This window comes from Flavobacterium silvisoli (assembly GCF_004329815.1).
In the GTDB taxonomy this organism is placed as follows: domain Bacteria; phylum Bacteroidota; class Bacteroidia; order Flavobacteriales; family Flavobacteriaceae; genus Flavobacterium; species Flavobacterium silvisoli.
The window spans coordinates 1-17,682 of record NZ_SJPE01000006.1; the positions used below are offsets into that span (position 1 = coordinate 1).

18 protein-coding genes are annotated in these 17,682 nt (G+C 38.6%); 9 read left to right on the plus strand and 9 right to left on the minus strand.

The window, feature by feature from the left end:
* From EZL74_RS06285 to EZL74_RS06295, 3 genes are all read left to right on the plus strand, one after another.
* A partial coding sequence (locus EZL74_RS06285) for a T9SS type B sorting domain-containing protein (protein ID WP_131475755.1) occupies positions 1 to 942 on the plus strand: 942 nt, incomplete at its 5' end.
* 5 nt (positions 943 to 947) lie between these two features.
* Positions 948 to 1,946: a PorP/SprF family type IX secretion system membrane protein gene (locus EZL74_RS06290; RefSeq protein ID WP_131475756.1), complete on the plus strand. Its 999-nt coding sequence runs from the start codon at positions 948 to 950 to the stop codon at positions 1,944 to 1,946.
* Between the two features lie 38 nt (positions 1,947 to 1,984).
* The gene (locus EZL74_RS06295) at positions 1,985 to 2,500 is read left to right on the plus strand and encodes a gamma carbonic anhydrase family protein (protein WP_131475757.1); all 516 of its coding nucleotides are present in this window, start codon (positions 1,985 to 1,987) and stop codon (positions 2,498 to 2,500) included.
* Positions 2,501 to 2,597: 97 nt separating this feature from the next.
* Here the strand turns inward: EZL74_RS06295 and murI are convergent, their stop codons facing one another.
* The 8 genes from murI to EZL74_RS06335 all read right to left on the minus strand — a co-directional run bounded on the left by murI (position 2,598) and on the right by EZL74_RS06335 (position 10,957).
* On the minus strand, positions 2,598 to 3,377 hold the full coding sequence (murI, locus tag EZL74_RS06300) for a glutamate racemase (RefSeq protein WP_131475758.1): 780 nt from the start codon (positions 3,375 to 3,377) through the stop codon (positions 2,598 to 2,600).
* 66 nt (positions 3,378 to 3,443) lie between these two features.
* Complete coding sequence (locus tag EZL74_RS06305; protein WP_131475759.1) at positions 3,444 to 3,944, minus strand: OmpH family outer membrane protein; 501 nt, start codon at positions 3,942 to 3,944, stop codon at positions 3,444 to 3,446.
* Between the two features lie 29 nt (positions 3,945 to 3,973).
* Entirely contained in the window at positions 3,974 to 4,966 is a 993-nt protein-coding gene (locus EZL74_RS06310; RefSeq protein WP_131475760.1) for an OmpH family outer membrane protein, read from the minus strand.
* 35 nt (positions 4,967 to 5,001) lie between these two features.
* Entirely contained in the window at positions 5,002 to 7,791 is a 2,790-nt protein-coding gene (gene bamA, locus EZL74_RS06315) for an outer membrane protein assembly factor BamA (RefSeq protein WP_131475761.1), read from the minus strand.
* The gene (locus EZL74_RS06320) at positions 7,724 to 8,464 is read right to left on the minus strand and encodes an isoprenyl transferase (protein WP_131475762.1); all 741 of its coding nucleotides are present in this window, start codon (positions 8,462 to 8,464) and stop codon (positions 7,724 to 7,726) included. The genes bamA and EZL74_RS06320 overlap by 68 nt, the downstream gene beginning before the upstream one ends.
* Before the next feature lie 3 nt (positions 8,465 to 8,467).
* Positions 8,468 to 9,154 carry a type IX secretion system protein PorG gene (gene porG, locus EZL74_RS06325; RefSeq protein ID WP_131475763.1) on the minus strand — a complete coding sequence of 229 codons (687 nt, stop codon included), beginning with the start codon at positions 9,152 to 9,154 and terminating at the stop codon, positions 8,468 to 8,470.
* A gap of 164 nt (positions 9,155 to 9,318) precedes the next feature.
* Positions 9,319 to 10,200, minus strand: a complete 882-nt coding sequence (locus EZL74_RS06330) for an NAD kinase (RefSeq protein WP_131475764.1) — start codon at positions 10,198 to 10,200, stop codon at positions 9,319 to 9,321.
* A 97-nt stretch (positions 10,201 to 10,297) separates the two neighbouring features.
* Entirely contained in the window at positions 10,298 to 10,957 is a 660-nt protein-coding gene (locus EZL74_RS06335; RefSeq protein ID WP_131475765.1) for a CBS domain-containing protein, read from the minus strand.
* A gap of 113 nt (positions 10,958 to 11,070) precedes the next feature.
* On the opposite strand from EZL74_RS06335, the gene EZL74_RS06340 reads away from it, so the two are divergent.
* The 6 genes from EZL74_RS06340 to clpX all read left to right on the plus strand — a co-directional run bounded on the left by EZL74_RS06340 (position 11,071) and on the right by clpX (position 16,604).
* A complete protein-coding gene (locus tag EZL74_RS06340) occupies positions 11,071 to 11,784 on the plus strand; it encodes a pyridoxine 5'-phosphate synthase (protein ID WP_131475766.1) in 714 nt (237 codons plus the stop codon).
* Between the two features lie 90 nt (positions 11,785 to 11,874).
* On the plus strand, positions 11,875 to 12,636 hold the full coding sequence (locus EZL74_RS06345; RefSeq protein ID WP_131475767.1) for an alpha/beta fold hydrolase: 762 nt from the start codon (positions 11,875 to 11,877) through the stop codon (positions 12,634 to 12,636).
* 7 nt (positions 12,637 to 12,643) lie between these two features.
* Positions 12,644 to 12,988, plus strand: a complete 345-nt coding sequence (locus EZL74_RS06350; protein ID WP_131475768.1) for a phage holin family protein — start codon at positions 12,644 to 12,646, stop codon at positions 12,986 to 12,988.
* 91 nt (positions 12,989 to 13,079) lie between these two features.
* Complete coding sequence (gene tig, locus EZL74_RS06355) at positions 13,080 to 14,414, plus strand: trigger factor (RefSeq protein WP_131475769.1); 1,335 nt, start codon at positions 13,080 to 13,082, stop codon at positions 14,412 to 14,414.
* Between the two features lie 201 nt (positions 14,415 to 14,615).
* Positions 14,616 to 15,302 (plus strand): ATP-dependent Clp endopeptidase proteolytic subunit ClpP, encoded by a 687-nt coding sequence (clpP, locus tag EZL74_RS06360; RefSeq protein WP_131475770.1) that lies wholly within the window; start codon positions 14,616 to 14,618, stop codon positions 15,300 to 15,302.
* 72 nt (positions 15,303 to 15,374) lie between these two features.
* The gene (gene clpX / locus EZL74_RS06365) at positions 15,375 to 16,604 is read left to right on the plus strand and encodes an ATP-dependent Clp protease ATP-binding subunit ClpX (protein WP_131475771.1); all 1,230 of its coding nucleotides are present in this window, start codon (positions 15,375 to 15,377) and stop codon (positions 16,602 to 16,604) included.
* 101 nt (positions 16,605 to 16,705) lie between these two features.
* On the opposite strand, the gene EZL74_RS06370 is transcribed toward clpX, so the two are convergent.
* Complete coding sequence (locus EZL74_RS06370) at positions 16,706 to 17,593, minus strand: DMT family transporter (protein WP_131475772.1); 888 nt, start codon at positions 17,591 to 17,593, stop codon at positions 16,706 to 16,708.
* Between the last annotated feature and the right edge of the window lie 89 nt (positions 17,594 to 17,682).

A 17,682-nucleotide genomic window follows, 5' to 3' on the forward strand; every position in this document is an offset into this window, starting at 1 on the left:
GCGGATGCTGAAGCGGGTAACTCAGGCAGTGCACTAACCAATTTAGATACGTATGAAGTACAAACCGGCTTCTACTGGGTACGAGTTGAGAATACCCTAACGGGCTGTTATGCATTAGACTCGTTTGAAGTGATAGTTGAGAAACTGGCTGAGCCGGTAATTACCAGCAATACGGGCAGTAACATAGCCTGTGTGAGATGGAACACTACGGCGGTCACCAATGGTTTGATTTTGAACAGCGGTATTACGGCACCGGGCTATACTTTTATCTGGACGGCTAACAATTCGGTATTACCGGGTGAGACATCCTCAACACTGGCCGTAAACAGTATGGCTCTTACCGATACCCATGTGGTGTATACGGTACAGGCTGTTAGTTTATCGCCACAGGGATGTAAATCAGACATTACGGCTTTATCAACCTTTGATGTGGTTAAATCAGGTCCGGCGGCTAATATTACCGCAACGGTGACCAATGCTTTTTCACAAAACCAAATCATCACCATTACCAATGACGGTTATGGGGTGTATGAATACAGTTTGGATGACGGTCCGAGACAAAGCAGTCCAATCTTTGAGAATGTTTCATTAGGCGAACACACAGTTTATGTATGGGATGTAAGAGACCCTAACGGATATTCATGTGGCGTGGAGATGATTAAAGACATCCAGACGATTGATTACCCACATTATTTCACTCCGAATGGCGATGGGTATCACGATCATTGGAATATAAGCGGATTAGGTTTTCAGGGTAACGCAAAAATTTATATATTTGACCGCTATGGAAAACTACTTAAACAAATCAGCTCGAAAGGTGATGGTTGGGACGGAACTTTCAACGGTCAGTTGTTGCCAGCCGATGATTATTGGTTTACAGTAGATTATTTTGAACAAGCAACAGCCAAACAATTTAAAGCCCATTTCTCATTAAAAAGATAGTTAAAATGAATTTTAAAAAATTTTATTTATTCGCAGTTCTAATAGTAGCTCAATTTTCATACTCACAAGAGGGGTTACCGGTTTATTCCGATTATCTGTCTGATAATTACTATTTACTCCACCCTTCTATGGCGGGTGCAGCCAATTGTGCTAAGCTTAGACTTACTGCCAGACAACAGTGGTTTGGTCAACAGGATGCTCCTGCATTACAAACTATTAGTATGAACGGTGCGGTAGGGGAGCGTTCCGGAGCTGGAATTATTGTTTTTAATGATAAAAATGGTTATCACTCTCAAACCGGTTTGAAATTGACTTATGCGCACCACATTATGTTTTCTCGTGATAATGTTGATTTAAATCAATTGTCGTTTGGTATGAGTGCCGGTTTTGTACAAAGTAATCTGGATGAAAGTACTTTTTATACAAACGATCCAACTTATGATCCCAATGTTTTTGGTTCTATCCAAAAGGCTTCTTACTTCAATGTTGATATAGGGGCATCTTATAATTTTCTTGATTTTTACCTTCATTTCACTGTTAAAAATGCTTTGGCCAGCGACAGAAAGTTATACTCTGACAGAGAGCCTGTTAATTTAAGACGAGCGATTCTTAGTGCCGGTTATACTTTTGGAGATCCGGATGCCATATTGTGGGAGCCATCAGTTATGTTTCAATTAGTGACACAAACACAAGAGAAGACTGTTGACTTAAATTTAAAAGCTTACAAAGAATTAGAGTTTGGTAAGTTGTGGGGAGGATTGTCTTATCGAAGAAGTTTAGACGGTGCTCAGTATGTGGAAGGGAACTCGGTTGCTGATCAAAAGCTGCAGTACGTTACTCCTATATTAGGGGTTAACTTTAAAAATTACATGTTTGCTTACACCTACTCGTATTTGTTAGGAAATGTTAACTTTGATAAAGGTGGTTTTCATCAGATAACGCTTGGTATTAATTTATTCTGTAAACCGGAAAAATACCACTGTAATTGTCCTGCTATTAATTAATTCAAATACTTGTCCCGATGAATCGGGACAATTTTTTTATGGTACTAAAATCTGTAAACGGAAAGTCTCCGCAAATACCTAAGGATTGTTTTGTGGCTGAAAATGCAACCATAGTTGGTGATGTTGTTTTTGGTTCGCAATGCAGTGTATGGTTTAATGCTGTTATTCGGGGTGATGTACATTATATCAAAATAGGTAATAAAGTAAACATACAAGACGGAGCAGTTATTCACTGTACTTATCAAAAGCATCCTACGGAGATAGGTAACAACGTTTCCATTGGACACAATGCCATTGTTCACGGCTGTAAAGTACACGACAATGTGCTGATTGGCATGGGAGCGATAGTAATGGACAATTGTGTTATTGAAAGCAACTCTATTGTTGCTGCCGGTTCTGTTGTTACTCAGAACACGGTTGTTGAATCGGGGAGTATTTATGCCGGGGTGCCTGCCCGAAAAGTTAAAACGATTGACCAATCTGATTTTGCCGGTGAGATTGCCCGCATTTCGGATAACTATGTTATGTATTCGGGTTGGTTTAAAGACGTATAAAAGAAGCCTTCAGTTTGGATATTAGCCCCGATGGGAGTGGCTACCGTGTAGCGCGGACAGCGGGTAAATGGTACAAAAAGCTCCTGATGTTTGGCTCTTAAAAATCCTTTACAGTTACCGGATACTTGTTTTCTAAAATTTCACTCAGCACTTTTGGGTTTGAATTGGTATAAAATACGGTTTTTGCCAAATGATTTTCGCTGTGCAGGCCTACTTTTTCTTGTAATACATTTTTGGTTTGTCGGGCAACGGCTTCTCCTGAATCGATGATTTTGATGTCTTTTGGCAGTATTTTTTTAATTTGAGGGATGAGATAGGGGTAGTGGCTGCAGCCTAGCACCAAATAGTCGATATTAGCGGCTATCATGGGCTCAAGATAGGCATGGAGCAGTTTGTCCATTTCGGGCGAATATAGGGCTCCGTTTTCTATCAAAGGCACCAATCCGTGGCCAATTTGTTCGATGATTTTAGTGTCTTGAAATTTCTCGGCGGTTTGATGAAAAAGTTCGCTGTTTAAAGTTCCTTGTGTGGCCAAAATTCCGATGACATGTTTTTGTGAGTGGATGGCCGCCGGTTTTATGGCCGGTTCGATGCCGATGAACGGGATGTCGTATTTGGCGCGCAATTCTTTAATGGCATTAGTAGTGGCGGTATTGCAGGCGACTACTATAATTTTACAATCCTGATCGAGTAAAAACTCGGTGTTTTTGATACTGAGTTCTATGATTTCTTCTTTTGATTTTTGACCGTAAGGAGCATTTTTACTGTCGGCCAAGTATATAGTGTCTTCATTGGGAAGTAATTCGTGTATAGCAGACCAAATGGAGGTGCCTCCGATGCCTGAATCAAAAAGACCGATGGGATTGTTGTTTATCATAAAACAAAAATAAAAAAAAACTGCTCAAGTCGTTGAGCAGTTTTGTATGGTCTTTCTTCAATTGGATTAAAATCCTAAATCTTTTTTAACGTCAGCTGTTAAGTCTGGTCCATCAGCTAAAAGTAAATCAGCCACGTTCAATACGTATTGGTATCCTTTAGCTTTTCCTACTTTAGCGATTGAAGCTTTTATTTTATCCATTAATGGTTTTACCAAATCAGCTTCTTTCTTTTGTAATTCTTTTTGAGCGTTGTCTCTGTAGTCTGTGATACGTTTTACTAAATCCTGAACTTCAGTTTGACGAGTTTGGTTTACGGCATCAGTTACTGTTGAAGCTTCCTGGTCGTATTTCTTAATTTTATTTTGATACTCTTCCGCCATGGTTTTGTATTCGGCATCATATGTAGCGCTTAATTTTTCTAATTGTTTTTGAGCATCCAACATCGCCGGCATTTTAGAAATTAATTCATTTACGTCTACATGTGCCGTTTTAGCCTGAGCATTGATGGTGTGGCTTGTTCCCAAAAGCAATACAGTAGCTATTAGTAATGATTTCAATCGTTTCATTGTTTTAAAAGTATTAATTAATTATTATTTTATTCTGTTTTTTGAGAGTTGCTTTTTTCTTCTTTTGCTTTTTTGGCAGCTTCTCGGTCTTCAATTATTTTTTTTCTTCTTTCTTCTGCTGCTTTTTTTCTGTCTTCCAATAGTTTGGCTCTTGCCGCAGCTTTGTCTTCTTTAGTGTTTTCTTCCGAGGTAGCTTCTCCGGTTTTTTTATCATCAGAAGTGGTTGTTTTTTCTTCGGACGTTTTATCACTATCAGGAACCGTGCCAGTTTTTTTGGCTGCTTTCTCGTCAAGCAAAGTCTTTCTTTTGGCTTCTTGATCGGCTTTCTTTTGTTCGGCTGCCGCTTTTCTGTCAGCAATCAATTTTTCACGCGCTGCTTTTTTTTCATCCAAAGCCTTTCTGCGGGCTGCTAATGTTGGATTTTCATCTTCAACATCCTCTTGGTATTCTTTTTTCTCTTGTTCTTTTAATTGTTTTTTGCTCAGTTGCTCTCTTTTTTCAGCTCTTGTAATGGCTCTTACTACTTGGTCGCTGATGTCGTGTCTTTTGGCTGCAAATAACATGGTTAAATCAGAAGATTTATCAAATATGAAATCGTATTTTCTAACTTCTGCAATATCCTGAACAGCTGTAAAAACCTGATCTTGAATGGGTTTAACTAATACGGCTTTTTGAGTAATCAAATCTCCGTCAGGTCCGAATTTTTTCTGTTGAAAATCTAATAGTTCGTCTTCCTGAAACTTGATCTCTTCTTCGCGTTCGTCTATAAGTTCTTTGGTAAGTAGGGCTCTTTCTGTTTTTAAAGCATCTTTTAATTTTGCAATTTCAACTTTTTTGGCTTCAATATCCTGCTTCCACTTCTGAGCTTTTTGTTCTAACTGATTTTTAGCTTCAGCATAATCGGGCACATTTTGCAGAATATATTCCATGTCAATGTAGCCTATTTTTATCCCTCTTGATTGGGCATTGGCTTTAAATCCTAAGGATAAAAGAAGAAGTGATATTGCAAAATATTTTTTCATACGATTATGATTTAGAAATATGGTACCAAATATAATTAAAATTGTTGACCAATTATAAAATGTGTTTCCCAACCATTCTTTTGTGTATAACCCGGTATCGCATCAAAGCCATGCGCAAAGTCAATTCCGAGTAATCCAAAGGCCGGCATAAAGATTCTGATGCCAAATCCGGCTGAACGTTGCAATACGAACGGGTTGTAATTTTTGAAGCTGTCGTATGAGGCACCGGCTTCTAAGAAAGTCAACGCATAAATAGAAGCTGCTGCTTTTAAGGTTAACGGGTATCTTAATTCTAACGAGAATTTGTTGTAAATCGGATCTCCATCCTGACGTGATAAGGATTGGTTTGGATATCCTCTTAGCTGAATTACCTCGCGTCCGTCAAGTGAAAAGTTTGCTAAACCATCTCCTCCTAAAAAGAATCGTTCAAATGGTACAACTCCCTTATCAGGATCAGTAACGCTGGTTCCTCTTGAGGAGTTGTAAGCGCCTAAATATCCAAATTCGGCCAGTGATCTTAAAACTAATGCTTTCGAAGGGGGACCTGCAATTTTGGTATACCAGTCGGCCTTGAATTTTATTTTGTAGTACTCCAACCATTTGAATTTTTCCTGATCTACTTTTCCACGGTTGGTATCGGCTTGTAAATAATCGGCATCATCTACGTGTACTATCCCCGTAACCGGATTCCCGCTCTGGTCATTTATGGTGGTAGTTCTGATAAAATCACCGTTATTGATGGCTACATTATCAATTCCGAAAGTGGTTGTAGTACCGGTATATCTTTGTTTGTATTCCGGTAGGTTTTTTAAGTTGCCGTAATCAATTCCGTTAAACGCCGAATAAGGTAAAGTAAACTTGGCGGTTAAACTGAATTCTGATCCGTAAGTAGGGAAAATCGGATTGACTCCTTTGTTGTTTCTGCTAATGCCCAGTGTGTAAGCTAAGTTTCTTGAAGCACCATTACCAAAAGTAAACAATCCCGTATTGTAATTGTGGAGGTCGTAATATTGGAAAGAAACCGAACTGGAGAATACAAAATAGTCATCAGGTATGGTTAATCTCTTGGCTATACCAACCGAAAGAGAGGTGATGTTAAAGCTTTTGCTTCGGTCTACATTACTTGAGCTTCCGGAATATAAAAACTGTTTACTGTGCGATATGGACGATGAAAAGCTAATAGGCTTTTTACCACCAAGCCAAGGTTCAGAAAACGATAAACTGTATGTTTGGAAATACGAACTGGCTTGTAAACGCAAAGCTACTTTTTGACCATCCCCCATAGGTAGTGGTTTGTAAGCTTCTTTTTTAAACAGATTTCGGGCTGAGAAATTATTAAAAGACAATCCTAAGGTTCCGATAAATCCGCCGCCGCCGTAACCGCCTTGCAATTCAATTTGACTGGAACCTTTCTCTACAACGTGATATTCAATGTCAACAGTACCTGCTGCCGGATCTACGTTTTTGAATTTCGGATCGATAGCCTCGGGGTCAAAGAAACCTAACTGGCCAATTTCGCGAATGGTTCTTACCAAGTCTTCTTTGCTGTATTTTTGTCCCGGCTGTGTTCTCAACTCACGGTAGATAACACGGTCGTTGGTTTTATCATTTCCGACAACGGTAATGTTATTGAAATACGCAATAGGTCCTTCGGTAACTCTGATTTCAAAATCAATAGTGTCATTGGCTGTTTTTACCTCTACTGCATTGATGTTAGAAAATAAATATCCGTTATTTTGATAAAGATTGGTCAGGTCGTCTGCATCCGGTTTGGTTTTGTCGGCAATTCTTTTTTCCAACAATACTCCGTTATAAGTATCTCCTTTTTTAATCCCTAAAATTCGACTCAGCATCTGATCGGAATAAACCGAATTTCCAAGGAATTTAATGTTTCCGAAGTAGTATTTGTGTCCTTCTTCAACTTTTACATTGATCGCCAGTTTGGTTTTTTTGGCATTTAAAGCAACCGAATCATCAATAATACGGGCATCTCGATATCCTTTTTCTTTGTACTTTTCGATGATGCTGTTCAAATCTTCTTTGTACTTGTCTTTGATGAATTTTGATTTTTTGAAAATACGAATCGGATTGATTTGCTTGGTATTCTTCATTGCCTTTCTGAGTTTGGCATCTGAGAATTTTTCATTGCCCTCAAAACTGATTTTTGAAATCTTCAGTTTATCTCCTTTGTCAATATTCACCAACATGTTTACCTGATTACCTTCGGTAGTGTCAGCAACGGTGGTGATGTATACTTTGGTTTTGAAATACCCTTCTTTTTTGTATTTGTTTTCAATGTAGTTTCGGGTAGTAGTAATCAGGTTTTCATTGACAATTTTTCCCTTGGTCAGGCTGTTGTCTTTTATTAAACCTTCTGTTTTTGATTTTTTGACACCTTTGAATTTTACTTCTTTCAGCTTTGGTAATTCGGCTATGTCAAGGTCAAGCCATATACTGTCACCTTCGGTTTTATTTACGTAAAAATCAATATCACTGAATAAGCCAAGTTTCCCTAATTTCTTGATGGCGTTGCTGATTTCTTCTCCCGGAACGGTGATTTGCTGCCCTTTTTCCAAACCGGCAAAAGTGACAACCGTTTGTTGATTGTAGCTGATTTTGCCATTCACCTTAACATCGGCTAAAATGTATTTTCTACCTTGATCAAACGGAATTCTGTCTTGGGCTTGTAACTGAAAAATACTTCCAAATAATACAATGCTCAGAAGTATTTTTAAAGGGTTTAATTGCACTGAAGTTTTATTTAATTTGTTCACTTGTCTTTCCAAATCTTCGTTCTCTTTTTTGATAGCTGATGATGGCTTCATATAAATCGTCTTCTTTAAAATCAGGCCACAATACATCCGTAAAATAAAATTCTGCATAGGCTATCTGCCACAACAAAAAGTTGCTGATTCGGTGTTCGCCACTGGTTCGGATCACTAAATCTACATCGGGTAAATTGTGCGTGTAAAGATGCTGATTAATAATTGATTCATCAAGGGAGTCTATCGAAATTATATTATTTTTAACTTTATTGCTTATGATTTTAACAGCATTTAACAATTCTTCTCTCGAGCCATAGCTCAAAGCCAGAGTAAGGGTCATTCTGCTGTTGTTTTTGGTCTTTTCCATCACGGCCAAAAGCTCTGTTTTTGCTTTGGCAGGAAGCAAATCAATAGTACCGATACAGTTCAACCGTATGTTGTTTTTTTGAAGTGTTTCCAGTTCATTTTTTAACGACGAAATCAACAACTTCATCAGTGTGTCGACTTCTAATTTTGGGCGTTTCCAGTTTTCAGTAGAAAAAGCATATAGCGTAAGGTTCTCGATACCTAATTTGGCACAGGCTTCTACAGTTACTCTAACCGATTTGGTGCCGTTTTCATGACCAAAGGCTCTTAAGAGCCCTTTTTGTTTTGCCCACCTTCCGTTGCCATCCATAATAATGGCTAGGTGTTTGGGTAAGTTATCTTTATTTATAGTATCGAGTAATTTCATTTTTTAATCGGCACAATAGCACGGTTTGTCTCCAAAAGTATACGTTAAGGTAAACCCGGTAAAGACATACCAATCTTTGCTGTTTACATTGCCAAATTGCAAGGGTTTTAAATTTTCATTTTTGGGCAAACTTCCATCCAAATTATCAGTGAATGTATAGCGGGCGCCCACTTCGAGTCCTAGAATAAAGTTTTCCAAAATGTTGGTTTTAATCCCAACGGTCATCGGAATGGCAACTTTACTCGAGGTATAATCTTTTCTGGTGTCACCACCAATTACATACAATTCATCGTAAATAAAATAGGAAACACCCGAGTAAACGTAGGGGGTTAGCTTCCTTTTTAATACTTCATGCAGATTGAAATCAAAAAAATTAAATTCCAACCCGGCTGAAAATTCTTTGATGCTGTTTTTGAATTTATATCCTCTCAAATACCTGCCGGGAATTTCAGAGTCTAAATCATTTCCCGAAATATTGGTTTGTGTGTACGAAAACCTCCAGGAATGTCTAGGGCTTTTGTTCCATTTGTATAAAATTCCGAAGGCTAATTCGTTGGGAGAAATATAGTTGGTTTTACCCACATCTCCAATGTAATTACTGCCTCCCAGGAATACCCCGATTTCATGTATTTGGGCATTCGAAATAGTATGGAAAATCAAACAAAAAAATAAAACTAAAACCTTTTTCATCAAATAGAAAATAGCGTGCAAATATAATAATTCTCAGTACTTATATAACATGAAATCAGGATTTCTGCTAAATAAAATAACGTGCCGGTAATTATACCTCTTTGAACAGATTATATTCTAAAACGAATTTTTTGGAATTGTAGTATAATTTGAAATGTTTTTTTCTAATTTCTCTTGTCTTCTCCCCAAAGGAGTTTGTTGCGAAGGGTTTTTAGGAACGTTTCTTCGGGAATTTCTACCATGTTGATGTTAAATGGCGTTTTTTTAATTTTCAATTCCGAATGGTTGCTGATGTAGGTAATTCTCGAATCCAAAGAAATCAGGTGTTGTTCTTCTCTGCCCGAAACTTTTAGTTTTATTTCGGTGTTGTCAGGAATCACTAACGGACGGGCCGTGAGATTATGAGGCGCAATAGGCGTAATCAAAAGTACTTTTACTTCGGGAGTCAGGATCGGTCCGCCGCAACTCATTGAGTAGCCGGTTGAGCCTGTTGGGGTAGAAATGATTAATCCGTCAGCCCAATAAGAATTCAGATATTCATCATTCAGATAGGTTTCGATGGTAATCATCGAAGTGGTGTCTTTTCGGCTGATAGACACTTCGTTCATGGCAAAATTAATATCGATTTTTGATTCTGCCGAACTGCATTCGGTGGTCAATAGGGTTCTTTCCGAAATAGTGTATTTTTTTTCCAGTACTTTTTGCAGAAAAGACTCTATGTTGTCTTTTTGCACTTTGGCTAAAAATCCTAATCTTCCGGCATTTACGCCCAAAATAGGAATACCCGAATCGCGGACAAATGTTGTGGCTCTCAAGATGGTTCCATCACCTCCAATGCTGATGAGAATATCAAAACTTTTGTCTAAATCGGTATGAGCAGCGAAGGTCTTGTATTCGCGTTCAACAATTTTTTCTTCATACAGTATCTTCAGAAATTTTTCTTCAATGACCAATTCGACATTATTTCTGTTGAAGAAAACAAAAATATCTCTGATAATCGGGCGGGTGTCGTTTTGGTAATATTGACCGAAGATGGCAATTTTCATGATGGTTGTATTTTTTTGCAGCGTGCCCAACAAGGGATTCGCCTCGGGTCAGATTTCAGAATCCCAATTTTTGAGTTCTGTCAACCGACGTCTTCATTTACATATTAAGGTATTTGTCTAAATATTCCGAACGCTCTTTTAGGCTGTTTAAATAATTGTCTTCATGGTGTTCTGAAACAATTTCGTAGTTGTAACGGCGAAATGTTTGAATGATTTCGTTCATTGCACCCAAAGTGATTTTTATGGTGACTTGTACTTTTTCGGTGTTGGCTTCGGATACAAAAACCCCCAATAATTTCCCGTTGTTGCTCTCTACAATTTGTGTAATTTGGCTCATTGAATAATCGGCGGCCGGTTTTTCTACCACAATGATACCTCCGGTTTCTTTCAAAAAAGGAGTCTCGTTCAGGAACTTGATGACATCTGTGATTTCATAATAACCGATGTATTTGTTGGCTTCATCTAAAATAGGAACCAAATTAGCATTGTTGCGGGCAAAAACTTCTAAAACATCCAACCAAATCATGGTGTCCCTCACAAAAAAACCTTCCAAGGCATAGCGATAATCGGTTATGTTTTTCTGAAATTCGAATGTTTCTGCGTCAACTGCCGACACACAGCCTACAAATACCTCTTGGTCTAATACCGGGAAGTGGGAAAAAGTACTTTCGGCAAAAAAATCCTGAATGGCTGCTACTGATTCAGTAGTCGAAAAAGGCTTAAAATCATTGTTGATGTAATCGGAAAGTAATCTCATGTATTCTTTTCTTTTAGCGACTGCAAAATAATCAAAATTTAGGACATGCCCACTTAGTTTAACTTTGTATTTTTGTAATCAAATTTTTAAAAGAAGATTTTATCAAAAATGATATGACAAAATTAAGCGTAAACATCAATAAAATAGCCACATTGCGAAATGCCCGAGGCGGAAATGTGCCCGATTTGCTGCAGGTAGCCCGCGACATTCAGAAATTTGGCGCACATGGCATCACCATTCACCCCAGACCCGATGAAAGGCACATTCGTTATCAGGATGCACGTGATTTAAAATCGGTTGTCTATACCGAATTCAACATCGAGGGCAATCCGCAACACAACTTTATCGATTTGGTTCTGGAATGCAAACCCACTCAGGTCACCTTAGTGCCCGATGCGATTGGCGCTATTACTTCTTCCGCCGGTTGGGACACAGTTAAATTTCAGGATTATTTAGTTGAAGTAATTGCCGAATTCAAAAGAAACGGAATCCGAACGTCTATTTTTGTTGATCCGGTTTTGGAAATGATTGAAGGTGCCAAAAAAACGGGAACCGACCGAATTGAATTGTATACCGAAGCATTCGCTCATCAATACAGTTTGGGCAATAAAGCCGGTATCGAGCCTTATGTAAAAGCTGCCGTTTTAGCCAATGAATTAGAATTAGGAATTAATGCCGGACACGATTTGAGTTTGGATAATATCAGATTTTTTAAAGAAAACATCCCCGGTTTGTTGGAAGTTTCTATTGGTCATGCCTTGATTTCTGAAGCCTTGTATCTCGGCTTGGACAATGTCGTTAATATGTATTTGCAAAAACTAAAATGATATGGGATTTGTGATTAGCGAATGATGATTTAAGAATTTTAAATCCATTCTGCAATCAAAAATCTGCAATCAAAAATCAAAAAAAACTCTATGTTGTATTCCAGAATAGAAGGCGAAGGTAAACCGCTTGTTATAATCCACGGATTTTTGGGGATGAGTGACAATTGGAAATCCTTCGGATCACTTTACGCTGCCGAAGGTTTTCAGGTGCACCTGCTCGATTTGCGCAACCATGGCAGAAGTTTTCATTCCGAGGATTTCAATTACGCGGTGATGGCTGATGACCTGTTAGAGTATTGTCAATCCCACAATTTAAGAGATATTGCGCTTATAGGCCATTCGATGGGAGGTAAGGTTGCGATGCTTTTTGCTACCACTCACCCCGAGTTGGTTGAAAAATTAATCGTTGCCGATATTGGTCCGAAATATTATGCGCCTCACCATCAGGATATATTGGCCGGATTGAATGCCGTTGATTTTGCTGCCAAACCGAGCCGAAATGAAGTAGAAGAAACCTTGTATCCTTTCATTCCGGATTTTGGTACCCGTCAATTTTTGATGAAGAATCTCTATTGGGTAGAGCCGGGTCAGCTGGCTTTCCGATTTAACCTTCCGGTATTTAATGCCAAAATAGAAACCATCGGAGAAAAATTGCCCGAGGAAAATCGTTTTGACAAACCCACCATGTTCATCCGTGGTGGCAATTCGAAATACATTTTAGATGCAGATTTGCCCGAGATACAAAAACAGTTTCCTAATTTTACCCTAGCAACCATTCCCAATGTAGGTCATTGGCTGCATGCCGAAAACCCTAAAGCCTTTTTTGAAGAAACCATTTCCTTTTTAAAATAAAACAATTATGAAAATACTTATCCGAATACTAATCACAGCGCTCTTGGTTATGGCTATCGCTTACCTTATGAAAGGAGTGGTGGTTGACGAATTTACCACAGCCCTTACCGTGGCTATAGCTTTGGCTTTGCTGAACTTCTTTGTGAAACCTGTTTTAGTCCTGTTTACATTGCCGGTTACGTTTTTTACTTTAGGCTTATTTTTGCTGGTAATCAATGCGGTTATTATTGAACTTTGTGATTATTTCATAGACGGTTTCCGCATCAATTCATTTTGGACAGCCATGCTCTTTAGCATCATTTTATCGCTTTCGCAATCATTAGTTTACCAAATCACAGGAGAGTCGAAATAATACTTTCAAAATCAATAAAATAAAAACTTGGTTGGGTTGTATAAATGTTATAATTTTGCAACCCAATTTTAGTATGTAAAAAACACAAGAAATGAACATCACAAGAAATAATGTAGACGCATTAAATGCAGTGGTTACTGTAGAAGTATCAAAATCGGATTACGCAGAAAAAGTAGAGAAAGTTTTAGCAGATTACAGAAAAAATGCTACTATCCCGGGATTTAGAAAAGGAGCAGTGCCGATGAGTTTAATCCAAAAACAATACGGTAAAGCAGTATTGTTGGACGAAGTAAACAAATTGTTACAAGACAACTTGAATAACTATTTAGTAGAAGAAAAATTAGACATCCTTGGAAATCCGCTACCTAAAGTAACCGAAGATTTCAATTGGGATGTAGAAGATTATAAATTTGAATTCGAATTAGGGTTAGCACCTGAATTCACGGTCGATTTGACGGCCAAAAACAATTTGGTAAAATACGCCATCGTTGCCGATGATAAAATGTTAGACGAGCAAGTGGCCCGCATCCAAAAACAATACGGAAAACTAATCGCCAAAGATACGGTTGAAGAAGGAAATGATGTTTCAGGAGTTTTTGCTAACGAAGAAAAAGGAATCAACAACAGAACCACGTTGTCGTTAGACGTTTTCAAAGATAAAAAAACAGCCAAAGCCTTTATGGGTAAAAAAGTAGGCGATGTAATTACTCTAAAAACCAAAGGATTGTTTGACGACGACCACAAACTGATGGATTTCTTAGCCGTTGGTCACGATGATGTTCACGGATTGGATATCGAAGTAACTTTTACTATTGATGAAGTAGTAGGACACGAATTGGCTACTTTGGATCAGGAATTATTCGACAAATTGTTCGGACCAAAAGTGGTTACTTCCGTAGCGGAACTAAAAGCTAAAATCAAAGAGGACGCCGAAAAGCAATTCGCACAACAAGCCGACCAAAAATTCTTTAACGATGTGACCGAGTTCTTAATCGCCAACACTAAGTTCGATTTACCGGCTGAGTTCTTGAAAAAATGGATACAGTCTGCCGGCGAAAATCCAATGACTGCCGAAGAAGCTGAAGCAGAGTACGCCAAGTCAGAAAACGGTTTGCGTTTCCAATTGATAGAAGGTAAAATCATCACCGAAAACAATTTACAAATCACCTTCGAAGATTTAAAAGCTTACACCACCGAGCTTATCAAAAAACAAATGGCACAGTTTGGGCAAATGAACCCAACCGATGAGGATGTTCAGGGAATCGTGGCACGCGTCATGTCAAACCAAGACGAAGTGCGTCGCTTGTCAGAACAACTGATGAACGAAAAAATGCTGAATTTGTTCAAAGACAAAGTAAAAGCCAAAGCAAAAGAAGTAAGCTACGATGAGTTCATCAAAGCAATGTATGGTGAATTAAAACACTAATCATATATTTTACTATATTTGAGCGTCAAAGTAATTTGGCGCTTTTTTATTTAGAAGCTTTTCCGGCTATCCGCGCTACACGGTAGCTAGCTCCTATCCGGGCTAGGGCAGCCACGCACGACAGGATGTCATCTTTAAAAAAAGGCACAACCTTTGACTAAGAAAAAACAACTTATAATTCACCATTTATAATTCATTTATATGGACTACGGAAAAGACCCAAGAGCTACGCTCGAACTGGCGAAGCAATTTAAAAAGTTTGCCACCAAAAAACACGGCGTAAACAGTATGTACTACGATAAAATAGTAAGCAGTATGACCCCTTACATTATCGAAGAACGCCAATTAAACATCTCACAACTCGACGTGTTTTCGCGTTTAATGATGGACAGAATCATCTTCATGGGAACCGGAGTTGACGATTACATGGCCAATATCATACAAGCCCAATTATTGTTTTTAGAAAGCGTTGACGCTTCTAAAGATATCCAAATCTACATCAACTCTCCGGGAGGCAGTGTGTACGCCGGTTTGGGAATTTATGACACCATGCAGTACATCCGTCCCGACGTAGCCACCATCTGTACCGGAATGGCAGCTTCAATGGGAGCAGTGTTGTTGTGTGCCGGTGCACCCGGTAAACGTTCGGCTCTGCCACATTCAAGAGTAATGATTCACCAGCCTTCAGGAGGTGCACAAGGGGTGGCCACCGATATGGAAATCAACTTGAAAGAAATGTTGAAACTAAAAGACGAATTGTATCAAATCATTTCCCATCACTCAGGGCAACCTAAAGAAAAAGTATATCAGGATTCTGAACGCGATTACTGGATGATTGCCGACGAAGCCAAAGAGTACGGAATGATTGACGAAGTGTTAAGAAGATAAATTTAGATAGCAGAATTTGGAACGCAGAAATCAGTCTGCCTTCTCAAATCTGCCTTCTGCTAACTGATAAAAATGGCAAAACAAGTTTTAGAATGTTCCTTTTGTGGAAGAAAAAAACCGGAAACCAATCTGTTGATTGCCGGAATTAATGCACATGTCTGTGACCGTTGTATTGAACAGGCACATGGCATTGTAATGGAAGAGTTAAAAGGAAATGCGGTAAAACAATCGGTTGATTTAGTGCTGAAAAAGCCTAAAGAAATCAGAGCCTTCCTTGATCAATACGTTATCGGACAGGATCAAACCAAGAAAGTAATGTCGGTAGCGGTATACAATCACTACAAACGATTAATGCAGCTGCAACACGAAGAAGATGTGGAAATTGAAAAGTCCAACATCATAATGGTAGGACAAACCGGAACCGGAAAAACATTAGTAGCCAAAACCATTGCTAAAATGTTAGACGTTCCCTTAGCCATCGTTGATGCTACGGTACTAACTGAAGCGGGTTATGTGGGTGAAGATGTGGAAAGCATTTTAACCCGTTTGCTGCAAGCTGCTGATTATGACGTAGCCAAAGCGGAAAGAGGTATAGTGTTTATTGATGAAATTGATAAAATTGCCCGCAAAAGCGATAATCCGTCTATCACCAGAGATGTTTCAGGGGAAGGTGTGCAGCAGGCTTTATTAAAATTGTTGGAAGGAACTATGGTAAACGTACCGCCAAAAGGAGGCAGAAAACACCCCGACCAAAAATTTGTAGAAGTCAACACCAAAGACATTTTGTTTATAGCCGGTGGTGCTTTTGACGGAATTGAACGAATCATTTCAAAACGTTTGAATCGTCAGGCTATAGGATATTCCACTTCTAAAAATGCGGAAGGTATTGACAAAAATAATTTGTTGCAGTATGTGATTCCGAAAGACATTAAAGATTTTGGATTGATTCCCGAAATCATTGGCCGTTTACCGGTATTGACCCACATGGATCCGTTGGATAAAGAAACTCTCAGAGCCATTTTAACCGAGCCTAAAAATGCTTTAATCAAGCAATATGAAAAATTGTTCGGTATGGATGGGGTTAAGTTTTCAATTACCAACGAAGCTTTAGATTATATAGTAGATAAAGCATTAGAATACAAATTGGGTGCCCGTGGATTGCGTTCTTTGTGCGAAGCCATATTGACCGATGCCATGTATGATTTGCCAAGTTCTGACGAAAAAGAATTGCGCATCGATTTAGATTATACTCATGATGCTTTGACCAAAAATTTATTAAAACGATTGGAGTTAGCTTCATAAAAATAATAAAACAAAAATAAAGGGGTTCGTAGTATTTACAAGCCCCTTTTTTATTTTGAAAAATCAAATGAAGTTAAGTTTTCAACGCTTTTGGCTACAAATTAATGCTGCCTCATTTTTTTATAATTTACAATAACAACTCCACTGATAATAAGAGCTGCGGCCAAAATTATTCTTGCAGTAATGGTTTCGTCCAAAACAAGCCAGCCCAAGAACAAAGCCACAATCACATTGATATAAGAAAGCACAGAAACTTTAGTCGACGGCAGTTGTGATATCAGATAACTGTAGGCCACAAATCCCACCACCGAACCAAACAACGCCAAATAAATCATAGCAAGTATGCTCCGCGTGCTCCAGCTTGTCACCGAAACATCGGGAGTTAAAGCAAACTGAGTTATCGTCAAAATGATACCGGCAATAATCATCTGTACGCTGACACTCATCAACATAGATAACGAATTGACACTGCCTTTTTTCGTGATAATGGTTCCTATAGCCCACATCAAAACGGCTACCAGTATGGCAAACACTCCCATGCGATAGTCCGGATTTAATAAATCTGTCAAACTGCTCTGGTAAATCAGGAAAATACCCAACATTCCCAACGCAATTCCAATTACAGTTTTGAGAGATATTTTTTCATATCCCAGCAACAGATTCAACAGCAAAATAAAGAATGGAGATAAAGTTGAAATCAATGAAGCCAAACCGCTGCTGATGAATTTTTCGGCATAAGTGGTTAGTCCGTTTGCCAAAACAATCATCATCACCGATAAAACAAAAGCCCTCATGAACTGCCCTGGATTGATAGGTTCCAGTCTCTTCTGATAAATTAAATAACCCAATATGATAAAGCCCGAAATTAAATTTCGGATGCCGGCCAAGATAAAAGGCGGAATAGTTTCAACGCCAATGCGGATGCCCAAAAATGTGGTGCCCCAAAAGAACGCAACACAAAAAAGGGAGAGGTATATTTTTGATTTCAAAAAAGAAGCAGATTAAGTAAAGTGTAGATGAATGATAGGTTTTGGGGGTTCTACTAAACAGCGTCTTCCGGGGCCGCATTTCATTCGGT